The sequence below is a fragment of the Enterococcus sp. AZ163 genome (assembly GCF_050498925.1).
Classification (GTDB): domain Bacteria; phylum Bacillota; class Bacilli; order Lactobacillales; family Enterococcaceae; genus Enterococcus_A; species Enterococcus_A ferrettii.
The window spans coordinates 122,121-145,473 of sequence record NZ_JBIPAO010000001.1 but is presented as its reverse complement, the minus strand read 5'-3'; the positions used below and the strand labels follow the sequence as shown (position 1 = coordinate 145,473).

Genomic DNA, 23,353 nt, shown 5'->3' with positions numbered 1-23,353 from the left:
TTTTGCAAGGAAAACTATCAAAAATACCAGAAATAGGTGATAATTGAAAAAAAGTCAAAGGAGCAATGGAATTAATGCGAACACGAATAGAACGAGATTCAATGGGAGAAATTGACGTACCGGTGGATGCGTTATGGGGAGCACAGACTGAACGCAGCCGTCAAAATTTCAAAATCGGAGGCGAAAAAATGCCGCCTGAATTGCTGGAGGCCCTCGTATTAGTCAAAAAAACTGCGGCTGCTGCTAATCAGGTCACCGGTAAATTATCCAATGAAAAAGCAGAAGCGATTAAAACAGCAGCGGATCAATTGTTGAAAGAACAACGCTGGGATGCGTTTCCTTTAGTTGTTTGGCAAACAGGCAGTGGAACGCAAAGCAATATGAACGCGAATGAGGTGATTGCTCATTTAGCTAGTGACAGCACATTACAGATCCATCCGAATGATGATGTAAACATGTCACAAAGCTCCAATGATGTCTTTCCTACCGCTATTCATGTGGCAGGTACCTTATCAATTGAAAAAAAACTGCTGCCAATGATTGAAAAGACCGTAGCTGCGCTAAAGGAGCTAGAAGAGGCGAATCGTGAAGTTATTAAGATCGGTCGCACGCATTTGCAGGATGCGACGCCGGTTACTTTCGCTCAGGAAATCAGCGGCTGGCGGGTTGGTTTGGAACGTAACCGCAAAATGTTGATTGAAAGTCTAGCTGAATTAAAGCAGCTGGCAATTGGCGGAACCGCTGTTGGAACGGGTCTAAATGCTTCACCAGCTTATGAGGAAGCCTTCTTAGAAGCGTTGCATGTGGAAACTGGGATTTATTTTATTGGTGAAGAAAATAAATTCCATGCCTTAGCGAATCGTGATGCAGTTGTATTTGTCAGTGGTGCTTTGAAGGCACTCGCAGCAAATTGCATGAAAATGGCCAACGATGTTCGGTGGCTGGCTAGCGGTCCTCGCAGTGGCTTGGGAGAAATCTCGATTCCTGCTAACGAACCTGGCAGTTCAATTATGCCCGGTAAAGTGAATCCAACCCAATGTGAAGCTTTGTCAATGGTTGCTATACAAGTGATGGGGAATGACGCCGTTATTGGGATTGCTGCTTCACAGGGGAATTTTGAATTGAACGTTTATTTACCGGTAATAGTCTTTGATCTTTTGCAGAGTATTCGCTTATTAAGTGATGCGCTAGAATCTTTTACCGAACACTGCTTAGTCGGAATCACCGTGAATAAAGAACGGATGGCAGAATTGCTTTCCAATTCGTTAATGCTGGTAACGGCTTTAAACAGCCACATTGGTTATGATAAAGGGGCAGAAATTGCCAAGAAGGCTTTCAATGAAGGAACTACCTTGAAGGAGGCTGCGCTGGCACTCGGCTATGTTACTGAAGAAGAATATGATCAGTGGGTACTTCCCAAAAAAATGATTGGAGAAAACAGATGAACATTTATGAAGAGGCTTTAGAAGTCCATAAAAAATGGCGGGGAAAAATTGGGGTTGCAGCAAAGGCGAAAGTAGTAGATCGTCATGATTTATCCTTAGCGTACACACCTGGCGTGGCTGAGCCTTGCCGCGAAATTCAAAAGGATGTTAGCAAAGCGTATGACTATACTTGGAAGGGCAATACAGTGGCTGTTGTTACCGATGGAACTGCTGTTTTAGGTTTAGGAGATATCGGACCAGAGGCTGCTTTGCCGGTAATGGAAGGCAAGGCTTTGCTGTTTAAGGAATTCGCTGATATTGATGCCGTGCCCATTTGTTTGGATACCAAGGATCCACAAGAGATCATCCAAATTGTTAAAGCGATGGCACCCACCTTTGGGGGAATCAATTTAGAGGATATCAGCGCCCCTCGCTGTGTCGAAATTGAACGGGCGCTAATTGAAGCCTTGGATATTCCTGTCTTTCATGATGACCAGCATGGAACAGCAGTAACTGTTACTGCTGCTCTAATTAATTCCTTGAAGCTGGTGAAGAAACAGCCGGAAGACTTGAAGGTGGTTGTTTCTGGAACGGGTGCTGCAGGTAGTGCGATTATCCATATGCTGGTTCATTTTGGGATTAAGCAGATCACTGCCTTCAATAAATTTGGTGCCTTACATGAAGGAATGAAGGATGCTACCTTTGTAGAAGAAGAGATTTTAGCTTTGATTCAGCCAAAGAATTTTACCGGAACGATGGCTGAAGCCTTTGAGGGAGCAGATGTCTTTATTGGGGTGTCGGCACCTAATTTGGTGACTAAGGAAATGGTCGCCTCCATGAATCAAGGCAGTATTATCTTTTCGATGGCTAATCCTGATCCCGAAATTACTTATGATGAGGCTATTGCTGGAGGGGCAGCGATTGTAGGAACTGGCCGTTCGGACTTTCCGAACCAAATCAACAATGTCCTAGCCTTTCCAGGGATTTTCAGAGGAGCGTTTACTGCTGAAGCGAAAAAGATCACTCCGAACATGCAATTAGCAGCGGCTCATGCCATTGCTGATTCCATTGATGAAGAACGCTTGACCAGCGATTTCATCATTCCATCAGTTTTTGATAAACAGGTAGTTGAAGCGATCACTCTTAAGGTGGCTGAGGCGGCTGTTAAAGATGGTGTAATACGGTAGTAACAGTAAAAACCTCCTACTGTAAATAGAAATTGTGGTATACTAGCAAGGAACGATTTGTGATCAAAGGAGGAGCCTCATGGCAGAAAAAGAAACATTTTATATCACAACGCCGATCTATTATCCAAGCGGTAAGTTGCACATTGGAAATTCGTATACGACGATTGCCTGTGACGCAGTAGCTCGATACAAGCGTTTGATGGGCTACGACGTATTCTATTTGACGGGTGTAGATGAGCACGGTCAAAAAATCGAGAAAAAAGCCGAAGAATTAGGCGTTGAACCGAAAGAGTACGTAGATAAAATGGCCGGAGACATTACTAAACTATGGAAAACCCTAGATATTAGTTACGATAAATTCATTCGTACAACGGATGACTATCATCAAGCAGGGGTTAAAAAGATTTTTGATCAGCTGTTAGATCAAGGAGACATTTATCTTGGTGAGTACGAAGGCTGGTATTCAGTCTCGGATGAAGAATACTTCACTGAAACACAATTAGATGAAGCTTATCGTGATGAAGAAGGCAAAGTCATTGGCGGGAAAGCGCCAAGCGGACACGAAGTTGAATTGGTTCGTGAGGAGTCTTATTTCTTCCGGATGAGCAAATATGCGGATCGCCTGCTGAATTATTACGAAGAGCATCCTGAATTTATTCAGCCGGAGTCTCGTAAAAACGAAATGATTAACAATTTCATCAAGCCAGGCTTGGAGGATTTAGCGGTTTCGCGGACAACCTTCTCATGGGGGATTCCGGTAAATGCCAATCCAGAGCATGTGGTTTACGTGTGGATTGATGCATTATCGAACTATATTACTGCTCTAGGCTATGGTTCAGAAGATGACAGCCTCTTCCAGAAATATTGGCCGGCAGATGTTCACATGGTAGGAAAAGAAATTGTTCGTTTCCACACGATTTATTGGCCAATTATGCTGATGGCCTTAGACTTGCCATTACCTAAGAAAATTTTTGGTCATGGTTGGTTAATGATGAAGGACGGTAAAATGTCTAAATCTAAAGGCAACGTTGTTTATCCAGAAATGTTGGTAGAACGCTACGGCTTAGATGCTTTGCGTTACTATTTGCTGCGGGCGGTACCATTTGGTTCGGACGGCGTCTTTACCCCAGAAGATTTTGTCTCACGGGTAAATTACGATCTAGCCAATGATCTTGGCAACCTATTGAACCGAACGGTTGCGATGATTAATAAGTATTGTGAGGGTGTTGTACCGAAATACAAATCCTTAGTGACGCCATTTGACAGTGAATTATCAACAACTGCTGCGAATGTTGTTAGTCGCTATCGTGAATCCATGGAAAAAATGGAATTCAATACTGCCTTGGCTGAGATTTGGGTATTAATCTCTCGTGCCAACAAGTACATTGACGAAACTGAGCCTTGGATTTTAGCCAAAGACGAAGAGAAAAAAGAAGAGCTGGACAGTGTGATGGTTCATTTAGCTGAAAGCTTACGAATTGTTGCCATTTTGTTACAGCCAATTATGACACAAACACCGAAGAAAATTTTTGAACAGTTAGGGTTAAACCCTGACAGTATGCAGTTAGAGAAAATTCACTTTGGCGAATTCCCTGAAGACACCAAAGTCATTCCTAAGGGCAAACCAATCTTCCCACGGTTAGATATGGAAGAAGAAGTTGCCTATATTAAACAAAAAATGTCTGAAGGCAGTCAGCCGGAAGAAGAAGCTATCAAATGGAACCCAGAAGAGACTGAATTGGTTTCAGTCAAAGACAAGGAAATTAAGTTTGATGTCTTTGATAAAGTTGAATTGAAGGTTGCTGAAGTCATCGACTGTAAGAAGGTCGAGGGAGCTGATAAGCTGCTTCAATTCCGTTTAGATGCGGGTGATAAACAAGACCGCCAGATTCTTTCAGGGATTGCTGAATTCTATGCTGACCCTGCTTCGTTAATTGGTAAAAAACTGGTTATCGTTGCTAATCTGAAGCCTCGTAAAATGCGTGGCGAAATCAGTCAAGGGATGATTTTGTCAGCAGAAACACCTGACGGCAGCTTGAAAGTGGTTGAGGCGCCGAAAGATATGCCGAATGGCTCTATTGTTGGATAATACAGTCAAAAAGGCTTGAAATCTCCAAGATTTCAAGCCTTTTTCTTTCTGTTGAAAAACAAGTCAAACCTAAGGCAATGCTTCCCATGGATAATCAACCGGAAAAAAATTTCAAAAAAATGTTGACAGCGTTTTCTCTCTTTGCTAAGATGAATATGAATTAAATAGACCACTGATGGATAGTGATTGTTTAAATACAAGCTAAACCTGATGACGTAAGACAAAGTTTATTTGTCGTACGCTCATTGGGTTTTTTTGTTGTTCTCCAGGAGGTGAAAAAAGAACACTGATTATCGGAAATCAGATTGACATCAATTACTTAAAACTCTATCATTTTAGTGAGAGAAAAATTTAAAAGCTACTAAATTTCTCTGCAACGTACAGCGTAGAACGGGGGAAGCTTTACATGCAGATCCAGAAGATCTTGAATAACAACGTTGTAATTGCCACAGATTCTAAAAATAACGAAAGTGTGGTAATGGGCCGGGGTCTAGCCTTTCAAAAAAAAGTGGGGGATGAGATTTCAGAAGAATGTATTGATAAGAAATACCGTTTAGCAAACCATGAATTATCTCAAAAGCTGCAAGAATTATTGGAAGACGTTCCGGTAACTTATTTAGAATTGGCCAATGACATTATTGAAGAAGCAAAAAAAGTTTTAAAAGATCCATTGAGCGATCTACTCTATGTTTCAATTACTGATCACTTGTATTCAGCGATTCAACGAGTAAAATCTGGCGTCCGCATTCGCAATTTACTTTTATGGGATATCAAACGTTTTTTCCCGGAAGAGTTTGCTATTGGGAAGAAAGCGGTTGCTGAGATTGAAAAAAAATATCGGATTGATTTAGGAGAAGATGAAGCCGGAAACATTGCTTTACACCTAGTCAATGCTCAAACCGAAGCTGACAATGAGAACGTATATGAACTAACCGAATTGATGCAAGAGATTATCCAGATTACCAGCTATTATTTTAAAGTTCAGTTTGAAGAAGACTCGGTCTACTTTTATCGATTCACAACCCATCTACGATTCTTTGCTTCTCGTATCATGAGCAACAATCAGTTGAGTGATGAGACCGATGATGAATTGCTGTTGATCATTCAAAAGAAATATAAGAACGCCTATCAATGTGTCGAAAAAATCGCAGAATTTATTCAGAAAAAATACCATTATCCAATGTCAAATGATGAGAAATTATACTTAACGATTCATATTGCTCGACTCGTTCAGAAGGTCGACACAACATAAGGGAGGAATACCTCATGGGAAAATACCATGATTTAGCAGAGAAGATCGTCGCAAATGTTGGCGGAAAAGAAAATATCAACAGCTTGACCCATTGTATTACACGGTTGCGTTTTAAATTAAAGGATGAAAGTAAGGCAAATGATGAGATTCTAAAAAACATGGACGGCGTAGTTACAGTCATGAAAAGTGGCGGTCAGTATCAAGTGGTTATCGGAAACCATGTGCCAGAGGTATACGCAGATGTCTCAGAGGTAGCAAACTTAAGCCAAGCAACAGTCACTGAAGACGGCGAAAAGCAAAACATTTTTAATCGCTTGATTGACATCATTAGTTCTGTATTTCAGCCTTTCCTAGGCGCATTAGCAGCATGTGGGATGTTAAAAGGACTTGTTTCTTTACTTCTAGCAATGAACGTCTTAGACCCATTGGGAGGAACCCATATGGTCTTGAATGCAGTCGGAGATGGCTTGTTTTATTTGATGCCTGTGGCAGTAGCTGCAGCAGCCGCAAAAAAATTCAATATGAATCAATATGTGGGAATGGCAATCGGTGCAGCTATGTGTTACCCTGCTTTGCAGCTGGCTACATTAAGCGAAGCTGGAGAGCCGATCCGTACCCTGTTTGAAGGAACAATGTTTGCCAGTCCAGTATATACAACGTTTTTGGGGCTTCCATTGATTGCAAACAACTATACAAGTTCAGTCGTTCCAGCGATCTTGATCGTTTGGGTGGGAAGCAAAGTTCAAAAGGTTGCTAAAAAAGTTTTACCAGAAGTGATTCAAAGTTTCTTCGTTCCATTTTTCGTATTAGTGATCGCACTGCCATTAGGCTTTTTAGTAATTGGTCCAATTATCAGCTCACTAACAGGTATTTTGAGTACAAGTTTCGATGCATTAATGAATTTCTCACCAATATTGTTTGGTTTAGTTCTAGGTGCATTCTGGCAAGTATTAGTTATTTTCGGTTTGCACTGGAGTGTTGTTCCAATCGCCATTATCCAATTAGGAGACATGGGCTATGCGACTGCTTTGGTGGCAACATTTGGTGCGAGCTTCGCGCAAACAGCTGTTGTGTTTGCAATGTATTTCAAACTAAAAGATAAAAAATTAAAAGAGCTTTGTATTCCAGCTGTTGTTTCAGGAATCTGCGGTGTAACTGAACCTGCAATCTATGGCTTGTCTCTTCCGAAAAAACGTCCATTCATTTATTCAATGGTTGGTGGTGCACTGAGTGGTGCTTTCCTAGCAGCGATGGGATCTACACAAAATACGGTTGGGCCATTAGGGGTTTTCGCAATTCCAACGTTTATTGATGCTCAAACAGGAAGTATGAGTGGTATGTATTATTCGTTGATCGCAATTGTTATTGCTTCAGTAGCTGGCTTTGCATTGACCTTCTTCTTCTGGAAAGACGATACTGCCGTAGAAGAAATTAAAGAAGAACAACCAATGATGACGACTCGTAAAGAAAATGTTTCTTCACCGATTGAAGGATCAGTTATGCCTTTATCAACGGCTAAGGACCAAGCTTTTGCTCAAGGTGTATTAGGTAAAGGGGTAGTAATCCATCCAACAAAAGGTGAAGTTGTTGCACCATTTGACGGAACAGTCATGACTCTATTTCCAACAAAACATGCAATCGGGTTAGTTTCGGATAATGGATTGGAATTGTTGATCCACATTGGCTTAGACACGGTTCAATTAGATGGAAAATATTTTACAGCACATGTTGCTCAAGGTGACAAAGTTAAACGAGGCGACAAGCTGGTAAGCTTTGACCTAGAGGCAATCATCTCAGCTGGTTACAGCGTAGAAACACCGATTATTGTGACCAATGCAGCAGACTATTTAGATATTTTGGATTGTGAGCAAAAAGAGGTATCTGGAGAAGACGAGATTCTTACAGCATTAGCTTAAAATAAATAAAAAAGGAGGAAGTTTTCCTCCTTTTTTAATTCGGACGAAATGATTCTGAAAATTGCAAACGGAATTCCGGCGATTCCTCCATGATTTCAGAACTTGTCTTTCGTGTATCGACCGTTTCTCCAATAGCAATTAAATGGTTAAGGTTGTGAGAATACTCTTCAGCAAAAATACAGCTGTACAAAACATCCAGTAAATAGGAAATTGAGGTATTGATGGTAAAGTTGCCGATTTTTGAATAGAGTCGTTCGCGAGTCGTTAAACGCAGCGTGGTATTACTTAGTTTCGCCAACGTATTATCTCCAATACTGGTTAGTCCGATAAATGGAATGTTGCCCTGTTTTAAAATTTCAGCAGTTTGTAGAATCATTTCATTTTCTCCCGTATAGGAGATAAGAATACAGCAATCATTCGCCTGGCAGTTATACGCCTCATAGGCAGTCTCATAAAGGGTTTGGCAAGGAGTAACGTTCTTACCGATACGACGCATTTTTAAAGCGAAGTCTTGTGAAATTAAAGTATTAGCATTGCTGCCAAAAACTTTGATCTGGTTGGCCTTTAACACCAACTGTTTCGCTGCCTGCAAATTATCGTGATTCAATAGACTCAAGGTATCATCAAGGGTCGTTCGCTCCAACGTAGCAATTTTGTTGGCAATGGTCATTACGCCATCCATTGAATCAAACGGCAGATTGGCATCGACTGTATCAAAATAGGTTTGCAGATAGGTTTGTTCCTCTAGAAGAGCAGTCTTCAGCTCCACCCAACCGGCGAAGCCAAGTTTTTTTGACACACGAATTAAGGTTGAAGGATGAACGAATGTTGCCTGAGCGATTTCTTTAATCGTCAATTCATCAATGGCAATTCCTTTATCTAAGATATAAGCGACCAAAGCTGATTCAGCAGCTGAAAAGTCAGTTTGCTTCATTTTTTCACTAATTAACATGGAAGACACCTCTTTTTACAATATAATTAGTCTTATTGTAAATGAAAAAAAATCGTTTGAATAGGGTTATGGATTTTCATCCCTTGAAACAGAAACGATATTTACAAATGTATCGACTAATTCGTGAATTTTTGTAAACGCAGATGCAATCAAAGCGTTTACTATTGAACAACAGGTTTACATATCTGATAATGATATTGTAAATAAAAACAAGGGAGACGATTCAATGACTCAAGGTGTTAAAATTGCGACTATCGGTGGAGGAAGCAGCTATACTCCGGAATTAATGGAAGGTTTTATCAAACGCTATGATGAATTACCCATTCGTGAGATTTGGTTAGTTGATATTGAAGCTGGAAAAGAAAAATTGGACATTGTTGGCAAAATGGCGCAACGGATGTGGGATGCTTCACCTTACGATGTAAAAATTTATATGACCTTGAATCGTGAAGAAGCGTTGAAGGATGCCGATTTTGTAACCACTCAATTTCGGGTTGGGTTACTAGAAGCCCGCATTAAGGACGAACGTATTCCAGCCTACTATGGCATGCTTGGTCAAGAGACCAATGGAGCAGGCGGGATGTTCAAAGCCTTTCGAACAGTGCCAATCATCTTAGAAATTGTTGAAGATATGAAACGCTTATGTCCGGATGCGTGGTTGATTAACTTCGCTAACCCAAGTGGCATGGTGACTGAAGCGGTCGTTCGTTATGGAAAATGGGATAAAGTGATCGGTTTATGTAATGTTCCAGTAATGGCACAGATGATCGAACCTGAAATGTTGGGCAAACAACTGGATGAATTGATTTACAAGTTTGCTGGCTTGAATCATTTCCATTGGCATAAGGTAACAGATGCTCACGGGAAAGATGTAACACAGGACATCATCAATAAAATGTATGAAGGCGACGAAACAGGAATGCCGAAAAATATTCATGATATTCCATTCCCGAGAGAGATTCTAGAACAAATGCAAATGATTCCTTGTGGTTACCATCATTATTATTACCAAGAAGAAGAAACTCTTGCTCATGCATTAGAAGAGTACCAGACGATCGGTACACGTGCCCAACAGGTGAAGAAAACAGAAACCGAATTGTTTGAATTATACAAAGATCCAAACTTAGATTACAAACCAGAACAATTAAGTCAACGCGGCGGTGCTTACTATTCTGACGCAGCTTGTGAATCAATCGCTTCGATCTACGCGAACAAAAATACGCAATTGGTCGTTTCAACGAAAAACGATGGTGCAGTGCCAGATCTTCCGGCAGACTGCGTGGTTGAAGTTTCAGCGTATATCGGTGGACAAGGGGCCCGTAATGTTGCCTTTGGCGAATTACCAACAGCCGAACGCGGCTGGCTGCAGGTTATGAAAGCAATGGAATTGTTAACCATTGAAGCAGCGGTAACCGGTGATTACAACACAGCCTTACAAGCATTTACCATCAATCCAATGGTTCGCTCGGGTAAAACAGCTCAACGCATCATGGATGAATTATTTATTGCGCACAAAGAACATCTGCCAAACTTTAAAGAAACCATCGAACGCCTGGAAAAAGAAGGCATCGAGGTTCAGGATGAAGTGGCACGTGAATTAGACTTAGAAAAAGTATAGAAAGCAGGAATTGATTAATGGGATTTAGAAAAGACTTTTTATGGGGCGGCGCAACAGCTGCCAATCAATGTGAAGGCGGCTATGATAAAGACGGACGCGGGTTAGCAAACGTAGATGTTGTGCCAATTGGCAAGGATCGTTTTCCAGTCATCGCTGGTCAAAAGAAAATGTTTGAATTTGATGATGAGCACTTTTATCCAGCAAAAGAATCGATTGATATGTACACACATTACAAAGAGGATATTGCTCTATTTGCAGAAATGGGCTTCAAAACCTATCGTCTATCGATTGCCTGGAGTCGGATCTTCCCTAAGGGTGATGAAACAGAGCCAAATGAAGAGGGTTTAAAATTCTATGAAAATATGTTCAAGGAATGCAAAAAGTATGGTATTGAACCTTTAGTAACGATTACTCACTTTGATTGCCCGATGCACCTAGTTGAAAAATATGGCGCATGGCGCAGCCGTGAGCTAGTTGGTTTCTATGAGAATCTATGTAATGTCATCTTCAAGCGTTACAAAGGCTTAGTAAAATACTGGTTGACCTTCAATGAAATCAATATGATTCTGCATGCCCCATTTATGGGCGCAGGTCTTTACTTTGAAGAAGGCGACGATGTTGAACAAATCAAGTTTCAAGCAGCCCATCATGAATTGGTAGCCTCAGCAATCGCTACTAAAATTGCTCATGAAGTCGACCCTGAAAACCAAGTGGGTTGTATGCTAGCAGCGGGTGCCTATTATCCGTATTCACCAAAACCAGAAGATGTTTGGGCTTCTCGTTCAGATGATCGTGAAAACTACTTCTTTATCGATGTACAATCACGAGGGGAATACCCAGCGTATGCTTTAAAAGAAATGGAACGTAAAGGGATCGAGATCAAAATGGAGGAAGGCGACAAAGAATTACTAAAAGCACACACTGTCGACTTTATTTCTTTCTCTTATTATTCTTCTCGGGTATCAACCACCGATCCAGAGTTGTTGGAACAAACAGAGGGCAACATCTTTGCTTCAGTAAAAAATCCTTACTTGGAAGCAAGTGAATGGGGCTGGCAAATTGATCCGCTTGGCTTGCGTATAACAATGAATGACATTTACGATCGTTACCAAAAACCATTATTTATTGTGGAAAATGGATTAGGCGCAGTGGATACTCCAGATGAAAATGGCTACGTGGAAGATGATTACCGGATTGACTATTTAGCAGCACATGTTCAAGCGATGCGGGATGCAGTAGACGAAGATGGTGTAGATTTGTTAGGCTACACTACTTGGGGTTGTATTGATCTAGTTTCTGCTGGAACTGGTGAAATGAAGAAACGCTATGGCTTCATCTATGTGGATCGCGACAATGAAGGAAACGGCACGTTGAAACGCAGCAAGAAAAAATCCTTCGACTGGTATAAAAAAGTCATTGAAACAAATGGTGAAGATTTAAGCAACTAGTTTGCTCGAATAGTCTGAGTACGGCAGCCCCCGTTGTCGCGCTCAGGCTATTCTTTTTTACTAGCTAAATAATGACGTGCCAAAGCCAATTGAGTTTCTCTTTGCTGCCTAACCTGCAACAAATCCTTAGGAAAAAGGATATTCATAACTTTGATACCATAATCAGCTGAAACTAAGGCATGTCCTCGCATGTGACCGCTGGCGATTGCTTGGGCAAAGACACGGGCAGCATATTTACTAAGTTCAGTAGAAGATTCCTGTGCTAATTCATTTGCAGTAAAACCTGCTTGTCTCAATACGTGAGCAGAGCATTCTCCATTAATTCGTTGCTGCAGCACGTTTATACTCTGAGGAATTCTAGGGTCCTTTTGAAGTGGAGGATCTAGGTATTGTAAATAAGCTAATGCTTGTTCCAGAGCCCACTCAGCCACTAAAGCATGAGGAAGTTGTTCCAAAGTCATTTCCAGCTGCATGCGCAATTCAGGATCATCTGCCAGCTTAATCTTTGGTTTGGTTGGCAATTGCCTGTTCGTTGTCAGTTCATGCTCATTCCAAGAATACGTGTGCTTCATGTCAGCCTCCCAAAAAATCTTTTACAGGCTATTATAACAAAAAAGACCGGCTTCGCCAGTCTTAACACTATTTATTTGTACTTCTTTTTTTTCGTAGAGTAATGACAAACAACATTGCACCCATTGCTAGTACTGTTACCATGACTTGATCCATTTTTTATTTCCTACTTGTTGTTCTCATTTGTTGTATTTATTATACCAAGAGAATCAGGACGAAACTACTTACGGAATAGCCACGCAATCTTACAATGGTGAAAGTTAGCGGTCCAAGGTAATTTTTTCAAAGTGATTGTCATCTAATTGATAGTATAGTTCGAGATTTTTTGCATTCAAATAAGCTGCGGCGATTTTAAGGTCCTGTTTCGTCCACATCGTGGCAGGAGTGCCATACAAGTATTCTGCTATGTAAAACAAAGAACCATTTGTATTTTGATAGGAAGTAATTAAATGGGTACTAACCATCGTTGAAGCACAATAAAAAGATAATTCTTCTGGTGCTTTGTAGGGACTGATTGTTTTGAAAAAAGGGGTTCTGGTTGCCATCATTTGACTCACTTCCTTCCTATAATAGTTATAAATTAGAACTTCTTCAGCCTTATAGTAACAAATAGTCAATTTAGCGACAAAATTAATGCTTGCATGGACGAAAAAATAGTTGACAACGCAACTAATTATTTCTAGTATGAAGAGGGAGGGGAAGTCATGGTACAAAGCTTAGGGCGTCTAATTTCTATTTTATACCGAAAAAATCAAGGCTATTTGAATGACGCACTGGCACCGCATGATCTGACGGCCAGTGAACAAGCAGTCTTAATGTATTTATATAAACATAACGAAATTTCGCAAGAAGAAATTGCCCACTATCTGCAGCTGGATAAGGCATCGATCACACGCACACTGCAATCATTAATTAACAAAGAGTTTGTCACCAAGAAAAAAGATACACTGGACAAGCGGTGCAATGTGGTCTCAATTACCACTAAAGGTGAAGCCATCAAGCAAACAATTGCCGAAAAGCTGCAGGCTTGGAATCAATTCCTGCTGGAAGATTTTGACGAAGAGCAGCAGCAGTTTATTTATGACAGCCTGCTGGAGATCGTTGAAAAAGTAGAAAAACACGAGGGTGAAAAAAATGGACGAAAGTAAAAATCCGTTAGGGACAGAAAAGGTATCAAAATTAATTATTCAGTTTTCCATTCCAGCGATTATCGGAATGATTGTCAATGCGCTGTATAATGTGGTCGATCGAATTTATATCGGTAATGCGCCCAGCCTGGGACAAAACGGTCTGGCTGGAATTACCATTGGTTTTCCGATTATGATTATTTTGATTGCGATTGGTTTGCTGTTTGGTGTAGGTGGGGCGACCTTGTTTTCCATTCGTTTGGGTGAAAAGAAGGTGCGAGAAGCGGAAGAGGCGATGGGGAATGCCTTTAGCTTGTTAATAATCAGCGGATTGCTGTTTATGCTACTGGGGCAGTTGTTTTTAACTCGGGTACTGACACTTTTTGGTGCGAGTGCTACTGTTCTGCCGTATTCAATTGAGTATATGCGCATCATTTTCTTTGGTGCAATTTTCCAAATTGTTAGTTTAGGCATGAATAATTTTATGCGAGCGGATGGCCAGCCTAAACTGGCAATGATCACAATGTTTATGGGGGCCGGCGTCAATATTGTTTTGGACCCTGTGTTTATTTATGTATTTGATATGGGAATGGCAGGTGCAGCTTTTGCAACAATTTTGTCCCAATTTATTTCAATGGTTTGGATTTTAGCATACTTTTTAGGCAAACGCAGTCATCATAAAATTCATGTTAGGAATATGCGTTTAAAATGGGCAACCTCCTCTCGCTTAACTGCACTGGGATTGCCGTCATTCTTTATCCAATTAGCTAACAGTTTGTTAAACGTTGTTTTAAACGTAAATCTTACGGCTTATGGTGGTGATATTGCTGTTTCTGGTATGGGAATTGTCAACAGCATCCAAACGATTCTTTTAATGCCTATTACTGGCTTAGTACAAGGCACACAACCAATTATCAGCTTTAACCATGGCGCGAAGAAATTTCAGCGAGTTTGGCAGGCGCAAAAGATCGCGATTACTTCTGCTACAGCGATCGTGGTTCTTGGCTGGATTGTTACTCGAATAGCTCCTGAGCTGCTGGTTTCGATGTTTAATCGGGACCCAGAATTGATGTCCTTTAGCTCTTTTGCCCTACAGGCTTGGTTCTCTTGTTTGCCAGTTATTGGTTTTCAAATCGTAGCGTCAAATTATTTTCAGGCGACTGGAAAAACCACAATCGCAATTATTTTGACACTTACTCGTCAATTTTTACTGCTGCTGCCAGCAATCTTTATTTTCTCTAATGTTTGGGGATTAGAAGGAATTTTGTACGCTGCTCCGTTTTCTGATGCGGTATCTGTTTTACTGACAGGCAGTTTGTATGTCCTAGCAATGCGAAAATTAAGACATGAAATCCGGCTGAATGATCAGTTGGATTTTGAATAGTATACAAAAGATCCGCAAGCTCAAAAAGCTTGCGGATCTTTGTGTATCTATATCTAAAAGCGAGTCGTTTTATGGATAGTGGGTTTCTTTTGATAGTCAGGACCCTTAAAACGATTTTTGAAGCGTTTTGGCAGTAACAAAGCCAATAGCTCAAAAGGGGTAGCCAGAATAGTCCAAGCAACCTGTCGAGCATTTGGATGATACCTGTAGACTTTCGTAAGACTGACATGCAGAATAATTAGACCTGGAACCAGCAGCAAGGCGGTTTGCCAATGCTCATTCCATCCAGTGAAGTGCTGCAAAATACTAAGACCTAACGGATACAGATAAAAAAGTGTGGTAATCATATTTACGCGCCAGCTTCTAGTTAACAAACGAATGTTTAACAAGAAAAAGATTGCTGACAAAACAATCCCTAATGGCGGGAAAAGACTTACCAGAAAAGAATAAACGATGCCCCAAATGATTAATCCCGGGCCCTTGATTAAAGCTGTGACTAATATCAATAAGCCGATTGTCCATAATTGATTCTGGATCGTGGCGACACTTAGGAAACTAAAAATCGCTAAAACCACCCAATGCCAGATACTGCTCAACGGCGCTTTTTTCGGGAATTTTTGCTTCAAAGCTTTGGCCGCATTTGGATAATCTCGTTGAAAATTATGCATAAAAAGCCTCCAATTCAGATAGTTGAAATAAATGGCCAGTTTCTAAACGAACGAACTGACATTCTATATCATTATAGAAACTTTCTGCTCAACTTACATCCGACTAAAGACTGAGCACCAGTTAATCATCTTCACGAGTACTGATTTATCCACCATAAGTTAAAACTACCTATAGAAATCGGCCATTTCTGCATTTACTAGAAGATTGTAGTAAAATGGTAAACGGACAAGAAACTACTACTTGGATAACAAGACATAGATAAAATGTAAGGAGCGAGTATGTATGCTTTTTGATTCACACACACATTTAAATGCGGAACAATTTAAAGATGAAATTCCTGAAACTGTAGAGCGAGCTAAAGAGCTTGGTGTTACAGAGATGGCTGTTGTAGGCTTTGAAACACCAACGATTGAAAAAAGCTTAGAGCTTAGCCAAACCTATGAAGGCATCTACTCGATTATTGGCTGGCATCCTACTGAAGCGGGCAGCTATACAAAAGCGATAGAGGAAAAGCTGATCCAGCAATTAACCTTGCCAAAGGTAGTTGCTTTAGGTGAAATCGGTTTGGACTATCATTGGATGGAGGACCCAAAAGAAGTACAAGACAAGGTTTTTCGTCGTCAAATTGCTATTGCAAAAGAAATGAACCTGCCTATCAGCATCCACACGCGGGAAGCTTTGGAGGATACTTACAACGTATTGAAGGAAGAAGACATCCGTTCTATCGGCGGGATTATGCACAGCTTCAGTGGCGATGATGAATGGGCCAAGCGTTTCCTAGATTTAGGAATGCACATTTCATTTTCTGGTGTTGTTACCTTTAAGAATGCGCCAGAAGTTCAAGCGGCTGCCAAGGCAGTGCCTTTAGATAAGCTGTTAGTAGAAACAGATGCGCCGTATTTGGCACCGATGCCTTACCGAGGCAAACGCAATGAACCTGGGTATACTCGTTACGTAGCAGAGAAGATAGCTGAACTGCGGGAATTATCGTTAGCAGACGTTGCGCAGCAGACAACCGAAAATGCCCGTCGCTTATTTAGGATTGGTGCCCATGACTGAGACAGCATTTGAAGAAATTATTGTCGTTGAAGGCAAGGATGATACCAAACGATTAAAAGAAGTCTTTGGAGAAGTAGATACCATCGAAACACGAGGCTCAGCGATTAATCAAGATATTTTGGAACAAATTGAACACGCGCAAGATACTCGTGGTGTGATTGTCTTTACCGACCCTGATTTTTCAGGGGAAAAAATTCGAAAAACGATCATGGCGGAAATCCCCGATGCCAAGCATGCCTTTTTGTCGCGCAGAATGGCAGCTCCTGCTAAACGAGGGGCAAGCTTAGGGGTTGAACATGCCAGTGATGAGGCGATCCTTGAGGCTTTGAGGCAGGTTGTTACACCGATCGAAACAAAAGGTACGATTATACCTAGACAAACCCTGATGGAATATGGTTTAATAGCGGGAGCTCAAGCCCGAGATAAACGAGAACGTTTGGGAGAAGAACTGCGTATCGGTTATACAAACGCAAAGCAACTGGAGAAGCGTTTAGCCATGTTTCGGATTACGGAAGAAGAATTGCACGCGGCGATGAAGAAAGTCGAGGAGACTCTGTGAATAAAGATATAGCGACACCCTCAAGAACGAAAGAAATTTTAAAAAAGCACGGCTTTTCATTTAAGAAAAGCTTAGGTCAAAATTTTTTGACTGAGCCGAATATTTTACAAAAAATTGTAACGACAGCAGGAATTGATGCGCAAACCAACGTGATTGAAGTCGGTCCTGGTATTGGAGCGCTCACCGAACATTTAGCTAGAGCTGCGCATCAGGTTTTAGCCTTTGAAATTGATGATCGCCTGATTTCTGTACTAGCGGATACCTTAAGCCCGTATGAGAATATCAAAGTGGTTCATCAGGATGTCCTGAAAGCAAACTTAGTACAAGAAGCCAAATACTTTGATCAGGCTGGACCGCTTAAAGTAGTAGCAAATCTGCCTTACTACATTACGACACCCATTATGATGCATTTCTTGGATTCAGAATTGCCAGTTGATGAAATGGTCGTAATGATGCAGCGAGAGGTGGCAGATCGTATTTCAGCTGAACCAGGAACCAAGGCTTACGGTTCCTTAACAATTGCTGTGCAATATTATATGGAAGCAACAACTGCCTTTATCGTTCCTAAAACGGTTTTTATTCCGCAGCCCAATGTGGATTCAGCCATTCTGCGTTTAGTCCGTCGGGAACAGCCAGCAGTAACGGTAACCAATGAAAAAGAATTTTTCCGTTTAACGAAGGCAGCCTTTGCGTTGCGTCGAAAAACACTTTGGAACAATTTACTGCACAGCTACGGTAAAGATGAAATCAGCCGTGCCTGGTTGGAAAAAAGTTTAGAGCAAGCGGGGATTGATCCAAAACGAAGAGGCGAAACCTTGTCTTTAGAAGAGTTCGCGAATCTTTCTAACGCACTAGAAGCCAATAAACCGATACGAGAAGAATAATTCTTTTCGTATTTTTTATTAAAAACGAGAAGCAGCTCTGCTATCTCAGCTAGAAATTAATTATACTGTTTGCAAGGAGGCATCACATGAAGAAATTAATTTACGGCTCTATGGTCGGGCTGTTGGCCTTGGGATTGCTGTCGGCCTGCAGTCAAAAAGAGAAAAAAGAAGAAACCAAACAATCAGCGGCAGTGGAAACACCTGCAAAAAAAGGGGACACCATTGAAGCATCGGACTACAATGATGTGGATAACTGGTTAGCTAAAACAACAGATCCTACTGATCCAGCTGATGTATTCATTTTATATCCGACTGCTTATCAAAAGCAGGGGAATCAATCACCCGTTTCAAAAATAGACAACTTAAGCATGAGAGCAGGAGCACAGGTTTTCTTGGCCAACCAAGGATCAGCTTTTGAAAGCAGCGGGAATGTCTTTGCACCCTATTACCGTCAGCTAGACGCGAATTGGTTATTAACTCAATCAAAAGAGAAACAAGAAGAATATGTCAACGGGGTGCCTAAAGCAGATGTTTTGGCAGCTTTTCACTACTATATTGAGAATTACAACAATGGCCGGCCATTCATTTTAGTCGGACACTCTCAAGGGGCGGCGATGGTCAAAGAAATTTTGTTTGACTATTTGAAAAAGAATCCTGAAGTAAATGACCGTATGATGGCAGCTTATGTTCTAGGACAATCTGTCACACAAGCAGAGCTGGACGCCAATCCGCAAGCGAAATTTGCCAGCGGTCCGGACGATACTGGCGTAATTGTTTCTTACAATACCGTCTCTGAGAACTTCACAGGAGAGCTGTCTACCAGCGCTCCTGGAGCGATTGCCATTAATCCAATCACTTGGACCAGAGATGAAACACCCGCACCAGTAGAGGCGAATTTAGGCTCTTATGTACGTAACGATGAAGGTAACTATGAAAAAGCAATGGGGATTGCAGATGCACGAGTAGATACGGCTCGAGGGCTAGTCATTTGCTCAACTGCTGACGTTTCTCGTTATGCGATGCCAGAGAGTACACGGAAAATATTCCCGGAAGGCTCCTTCCACAACAATGATATTAGCTTTTATTACTACAATCTGCAGCAAAATGCTGAAAATCGAGTGGCTCAATATTTAGCTGCTCATCCGCAAGCGCCAGCTGCTGAAGAGTCTGTCCCCACAGAAACGACTGGCGAGCCAGTCCAATAATTGATTAGAACTAATCTAACGCCGCTTTATTGCCGCTTAGATTAGTTCTTTTTTTGATGAGTTTGTACATCACTAAACAAGCAAAGGAGTCGTCAATTTTCTAAACTTTTCGTATAGTAAATGGAGAAAGTGGGGAATTAGTATGGATTATCGTGTTTTACTTTATTACCAATACACACCAATTGCAGATCCTGAGCAGTTTGCTAAGGAGCACTTGGCTTTTTGTCGCGCGTTGGATTTAAAAGGACGTATCTTAGTGGCTGAAGAAGGCATTAACGGAACCTTGTCAGGAACCAAGGAAGCAACCGACCGATACATGGATTTCATGCATCAAGATGAACGCTTCAAGGATACCTTTTTCAAGATGGATGAAAGCGAAGAACATGCCTTCAAAAAGATGTTTGTTCGACCTCGCAAGGAATTGGTTTCTTTAAATCTAGAAGAGGATATCAATCCTAAGATGTTAACCGGAAAGTATTTAGAGCCGAAAGATTTTAAAGCAGCATTATTAGATGAAAATACTGTAGTTATTGATGCGAGAAACGATTACGAATATGATTTAGGACATTTTCGTGGAGCCGTTCGACCAGATATTCGTGCCTTTCGCGAGTTGCCTGAATGGATTCGTGCAAATAAAGAACAGTTTATGGACAAAAAAGTTGTGACCTACTGCACTGGCGGGATTCGTTGTGAGAAATTTTCTGGCTGGATGCTGCGGGAAGGATTTGAAGATGTGGCCCAGCTCCATGGCGGAATTGCTAACTACGGAAAAGATCCGGCTACCAAGGGTGAACTTTGGGATGGTCAAATGTATGTCTTTGATGAACGAATCAGTGTAGAAATCAATCAGGTCGATAAGCAAATTGTAGGCAAAGAGTGGTTTGATGGAACTCCTTGTGAACGGTATATCAACTGCAGCAACCCCGAATGCAATCGCCAAATTTTAGTTTCCGAAGAAAATGAAGCACGCTATTTAGGCGCTTGTTGCTATGACTGTGCAAGTCATGAGCATAATCGATATGCAGCGGAGCACGGATTATCTGAGGCTGAAAAACAAAGCCGTTTGGAAAAAATACTGAATCGTTAGAAGCATGAGCATCATGCTTCTTTTTTGTGTCTTGACACATCCGGTAGTTTCAACTAAACTAGAACACAGTCATCTATGTCAAGACACTTGGAGGAAATAATGAAAAATAATTCTGTTAAGCATTTAACGATTTCAGCTTTACTAATTGGGTTAGGAGTGCTGATTCCAATGATTATGCCGAAGGTGGTAATTCCGCCGGCTTCCTTCACCTTAGCCAGTCATGTACCCGTCTTTATTGCGATGTTCTTTTCACCAGGCATGGCGGTGGCGGTAGCCTTAGGAACGGCATTTGGTTTCTTCATTTCGACTTCACCAATTATTGCTTTACGCGCACTGTCCCATTTAGTATTCGCAGTAATAGGCGCATACTATCTGCAAAAGCATCCGGAGATTGTATTCAAAAAAGGCCAATTCACTTTAGCCAACGGCAAATTTCAACTATTTAATCTAATTATCGCTATCATTCATTCTGCGGTTGAAATGGTTGTGGTCAGTGTTTTCTACTTTATGGGGAACATGCCGGATACTTACTACTCACAAGGATACATCTATACCGTTTTTGTACTGATGGGAATTGGTGGTGTGGTCCACAGCTTGGTGGATTACAATATTGCCTACTTTATTTCCGGCACGTTATACAAGCATTTCAACTTACCAATCTTTGATAAAGCAATTAAGCATGAGAAAGAATTGAAGAAAGTAATCGCCTAATCGCAGTTTTTACTGCGGTTTTTTGCATTTTAGAGGTCGTAAAAACAACTAAATATTTTTTGTTTTATAAAAAATATGAAAAAAGAAGACAAAAACCGCGTGTTTAAAGGGGTTAGAGCACTTTAATAACAAACATTGAACAAAAAAGAATTTTCTAAAAAATCAAGACTATAATATTATTTTATTGTATAGTAATAGAAAGTTTAATTTTTACAAAATTAATAAAAAAGAGGGAAAGCATGATTAGAATACTACTACTAAGCAAAAATGTCTTGTCTGAGCAAGAACTGTTACAGAAGCTGCAACGTTTGAACTTCGAAGTGTTTACATCTTCAAGTACGCTGCATTCGTTGATTGCTGGAGATCCCGGGGCTGATTTAGCCGATTATTTTTCCGTTGTGATTCTAAGTGAAACCATCTCCTGTCGAGAAGTCCAAACCGTTTTGCCGCGATTAGTAAAAGAAGGCCGCCTAATTTTCCGTAAAGCGGACCGTTCATTTGTCGAGGAAGAGAAGTCTATCTTAAGTCAGGAACAAATTACTGACTGGATGTATTCTGAAGCTTCTACAGAAGAAATACGTGAATTGATTGCTTCTCCTTTTTACACTATGGGGGCAGAGAATCCAATAACCCATACTTTTACGCAGGATCAATTCTCAAAAGTTGACAACAAGCAAATGGAAAATGTACTGGCTTCCTTATCAGCCAGCGAATTCAAGATTTTCCAAAAGTTAAAGCAGGAACGAGGACGTACTGTTGCTCGAGAAGAACTGTGTCAACTATTGTGGGCAGAATCAACTCAATCAAGAATGGTTCAATTGTCCTCATTAATAAAAAATATGCGGGTAAAATTCAAAGCCAATGACATTGATGGTGAAATCATCCAAACTGTCTGGCGCAAGGGCTATATTTTAAAACAATAAACAGAAAGGTTCGGCTCCCAACAGCCGGACCTTTTTTGGTAGAAACAGTTCTCAGAACTCCTGAAGCCATGAAGTGAGTCTTTTTTTCGTAAAAGTTAAAAACTTCGTGTTAAAATGAAACGGTTGAAGGAGGCACTCATGGCAAAAAATAGAGTTTATTTAGTATTCGCTGCATTGTTGGGACTTGCTTTAAGTGCATGCAGTACCAATTCAGGAACCGACAATACCAAAGAAAATCAGCAGTCATCTACTGCAGCAACAACTGAAGCACCAAGTGTATCAGAAAAAGGACAGGTAAAGGACATGTTGGATCAAATGACAATCGAAGAAAAGGTAGGTCAGCTGTTCCTTGTTCGGGTTCCGTCAGAAAACCAGTTGGAAGATATTCAAACCTATCATTTAGGCGGCTATTTGCTGTTTGATCGGGATATGCAGGGGGAAACAACTGATTCTCTGCAACAGAAAATCAAAAGCTATCAGGAAACGAGCAAATACCCTATGCTGATTGGTTCTGATGAGGAAGGAGGGCTGGTTACTCGGCTGAGCCGCAACCAATTAATTGACCCGCCATTTCCTAGCCCACAGGAACTCTATCAAGCTGGTGGATGGCAGGCAATCGTAGATGATATTACTCGTAAGGGCACCATTTTTCACGAATTAGGCATTCAAGTAGGGATGGCCCCAGATGCTGATGTTTCTACTGATCCTGAATCATTCATCTATGACCGTACTATTGGTATGGATGCTGCTGGTACCAGTGAATATGTGACCAAAAGCGTAGAAGCAATGAAGCAGGCTCAAATAGGTTCAACGTTAAAACACTTCCCTGGATATGGTAATAATCGGGATTCCCATGTGGAAATTGTCACCGATGATCGTTCATTGGAAGAATTGCGCGGTACTGATTTCATACCTTTCAAGGCAGGGATTCAGACTGGCGCAGACAGTATCATGGTTTCTCATAATATTGTGAATGCCCTAGATTCAGAACGACCAGCGTCTATTTCACCCAAAGTTCATGAAGTGATTCGCCAAGAATTAGGCTTTGATGGTGTGGTAATGACCGACGATATGGATATGGCAGGATTAGCGGCCTTCACCTCTCAAGAAGAAGCCGGGCTTCAAGCCTTACAGGCTGGCAACGACTTGATTCTATCCTCCAGCTATAGCAGTCAAATACCTTACATTCTACAGGCAATTCAAAAGGGCGACTATAGCGAAGAGCAGCTGAATCAATCAGTTGAACGAGTGCTGCAATGGAAAGCTGAGTTGGGTCTAATAAAATAAAA

At 41.1% G+C, this 23,353-nt stretch carries 21 protein-coding genes; 17 read left to right on the top strand and 4 right to left on the bottom strand.

Going from position 1 to position 23,353, the window contains the following annotated elements; translation table 11 throughout:
• The first annotated feature begins 74 nt into the window (after positions 1-74).
• The 5 genes from fumC to IGI46_RS00680 all read left to right on the top strand — a co-directional run bounded on the left by fumC (position 75) and on the right by IGI46_RS00680 (position 7,868).
• On the top strand, positions 75-1,445 hold the full coding sequence (gene fumC / locus IGI46_RS00700) for a class II fumarate hydratase (protein WP_429964449.1): 1,371 nt from the start codon (positions 75-77) through the stop codon (positions 1,443-1,445).
• Entirely contained in the window at positions 1,442-2,611 is a 1,170-nt protein-coding gene (locus tag IGI46_RS00695) for an NAD(P)-dependent malic enzyme (RefSeq protein WP_429964448.1), read from the top strand. The genes fumC and IGI46_RS00695 overlap by 4 nt, the downstream gene beginning before the upstream one ends.
• A 79-nt stretch (positions 2,612-2,690) precedes the next feature.
• On the top strand, positions 2,691-4,700 hold the full coding sequence (metG, locus tag IGI46_RS00690) for a methionine--tRNA ligase (protein ID WP_429964447.1): 2,010 nt from the start codon (positions 2,691-2,693) through the stop codon (positions 4,698-4,700).
• 406 nt (positions 4,701-5,106) lie between these two features.
• Entirely contained in the window at positions 5,107-5,952 is an 846-nt protein-coding gene (licT, locus tag IGI46_RS00685) for a BglG family transcription antiterminator LicT (protein ID WP_429964446.1), read from the top strand.
• A 14-nt stretch (positions 5,953-5,966) separates the two neighbouring features.
• A complete protein-coding gene (locus IGI46_RS00680) occupies positions 5,967-7,868 on the top strand; it encodes a beta-glucoside-specific PTS transporter subunit IIABC (protein ID WP_429972655.1) in 1,902 nt (633 codons plus the stop codon).
• A 34-nt stretch (positions 7,869-7,902) separates the two neighbouring features.
• On the opposite strand, the gene IGI46_RS00675 is transcribed toward IGI46_RS00680, so the two are convergent.
• Positions 7,903-8,820: a MurR/RpiR family transcriptional regulator gene (locus IGI46_RS00675; RefSeq protein WP_429972654.1), complete on the bottom strand. Its 918-nt coding sequence runs from the start codon at positions 8,818-8,820 to the stop codon at positions 7,903-7,905.
• Positions 8,821-9,046: 226 nt separating this feature from the next.
• Here IGI46_RS00675 and IGI46_RS00670 point away from each other — a divergent pair, with 226 nt between their 5' ends.
• Both IGI46_RS00670 and IGI46_RS00665 read left to right on the top strand, forming a co-directional pair.
• Positions 9,047-10,438 carry a 6-phospho-beta-glucosidase gene (locus IGI46_RS00670; RefSeq protein WP_207702847.1) on the top strand — a complete coding sequence of 464 codons (1,392 nt, stop codon included), beginning with the start codon at positions 9,047-9,049 and terminating at the stop codon, positions 10,436-10,438.
• Between the two features lie 17 nt (positions 10,439-10,455).
• Positions 10,456-11,886 carry a 6-phospho-beta-glucosidase gene (locus tag IGI46_RS00665; RefSeq protein ID WP_429964444.1) on the top strand — a complete coding sequence of 477 codons (1,431 nt, stop codon included), beginning with the start codon at positions 10,456-10,458 and terminating at the stop codon, positions 11,884-11,886.
• 47 nt (positions 11,887-11,933) lie between these two features.
• Here IGI46_RS00665 and IGI46_RS00660 read toward each other — a convergent pair whose 3' ends face one another.
• Positions 11,934-12,458 carry a putative immunity protein gene (locus IGI46_RS00660; RefSeq protein ID WP_429964443.1) on the bottom strand — a complete coding sequence of 175 codons (525 nt, stop codon included), beginning with the start codon at positions 12,456-12,458 and terminating at the stop codon, positions 11,934-11,936.
• A gap of 258 nt (positions 12,459-12,716) precedes the next feature.
• Positions 12,717-13,004: a hypothetical protein gene (locus tag IGI46_RS00655; RefSeq protein ID WP_207702850.1), complete on the bottom strand. Its 288-nt coding sequence runs from the start codon at positions 13,002-13,004 to the stop codon at positions 12,717-12,719.
• A gap of 156 nt (positions 13,005-13,160) precedes the next feature.
• Between IGI46_RS00655 and IGI46_RS00650 the strand changes: the two genes are divergently transcribed.
• Together IGI46_RS00650 and IGI46_RS00645 are read left to right on the top strand one after the other, a co-directional pair.
• Positions 13,161-13,604, top strand: a complete 444-nt coding sequence (locus IGI46_RS00650) for a MarR family winged helix-turn-helix transcriptional regulator (RefSeq protein WP_429964442.1) — start codon at positions 13,161-13,163, stop codon at positions 13,602-13,604.
• Complete coding sequence (locus tag IGI46_RS00645; protein WP_429964441.1) at positions 13,591-14,967, top strand: MATE family efflux transporter; 1,377 nt, start codon at positions 13,591-13,593, stop codon at positions 14,965-14,967. The genes IGI46_RS00650 and IGI46_RS00645 overlap by 14 nt, the downstream gene beginning before the upstream one ends.
• Before the next feature lie 53 nt (positions 14,968-15,020).
• On the opposite strand, the gene IGI46_RS00640 is transcribed toward IGI46_RS00645, so the two are convergent.
• Positions 15,021-15,635, bottom strand: a complete 615-nt coding sequence (locus tag IGI46_RS00640; protein WP_429964440.1) for a hypothetical protein — start codon at positions 15,633-15,635, stop codon at positions 15,021-15,023.
• 283 nt (positions 15,636-15,918) lie between these two features.
• On the opposite strand from IGI46_RS00640, the gene IGI46_RS00635 reads away from it, so the two are divergent.
• The 8 genes from IGI46_RS00635 to IGI46_RS00600 all read left to right on the top strand — a co-directional run bounded on the left by IGI46_RS00635 (position 15,919) and on the right by IGI46_RS00600 (position 23,351).
• Complete coding sequence (locus tag IGI46_RS00635; RefSeq protein WP_429964439.1) at positions 15,919-16,695, top strand: TatD family hydrolase; 777 nt, start codon at positions 15,919-15,921, stop codon at positions 16,693-16,695.
• Entirely contained in the window at positions 16,688-17,254 is a 567-nt protein-coding gene (gene rnmV / locus IGI46_RS00630; protein WP_207702855.1) for a ribonuclease M5, read from the top strand. Before IGI46_RS00635 ends, rnmV begins: the two co-directional genes overlap by 8 nt.
• Entirely contained in the window at positions 17,251-18,138 is an 888-nt protein-coding gene (gene rsmA / locus IGI46_RS00625) for a 16S rRNA (adenine(1518)-N(6)/adenine(1519)-N(6))-dimethyltransferase RsmA (RefSeq protein WP_429964438.1), read from the top strand. Before rnmV ends, rsmA begins: the two co-directional genes overlap by 4 nt.
• A gap of 86 nt (positions 18,139-18,224) precedes the next feature.
• Positions 18,225-19,343 carry a DUF3089 domain-containing protein gene (locus IGI46_RS00620; protein WP_429972653.1) on the top strand — a complete coding sequence of 373 codons (1,119 nt, stop codon included), beginning with the start codon at positions 18,225-18,227 and terminating at the stop codon, positions 19,341-19,343.
• 142 nt (positions 19,344-19,485) lie between these two features.
• On the top strand, positions 19,486-20,430 hold the full coding sequence (locus IGI46_RS00615; RefSeq protein ID WP_429972652.1) for a rhodanese-related sulfurtransferase: 945 nt from the start codon (positions 19,486-19,488) through the stop codon (positions 20,428-20,430).
• A gap of 99 nt (positions 20,431-20,529) precedes the next feature.
• On the top strand, positions 20,530-21,141 hold the full coding sequence (locus IGI46_RS00610) for a hypothetical protein (RefSeq protein ID WP_429972651.1): 612 nt from the start codon (positions 20,530-20,532) through the stop codon (positions 21,139-21,141).
• Positions 21,142-21,380: 239 nt separating this feature from the next.
• Entirely contained in the window at positions 21,381-22,064 is a 684-nt protein-coding gene (locus tag IGI46_RS00605; RefSeq protein ID WP_429972650.1) for a helix-turn-helix domain-containing protein, read from the top strand.
• Positions 22,065-22,202: 138 nt separating this feature from the next.
• Positions 22,203-23,351 carry a glycoside hydrolase family 3 protein gene (locus tag IGI46_RS00600; protein WP_429972649.1) on the top strand — a complete coding sequence of 383 codons (1,149 nt, stop codon included), beginning with the start codon at positions 22,203-22,205 and terminating at the stop codon, positions 23,349-23,351.
• The last annotated feature ends 2 nt before the right edge of the window (positions 23,352-23,353 follow it).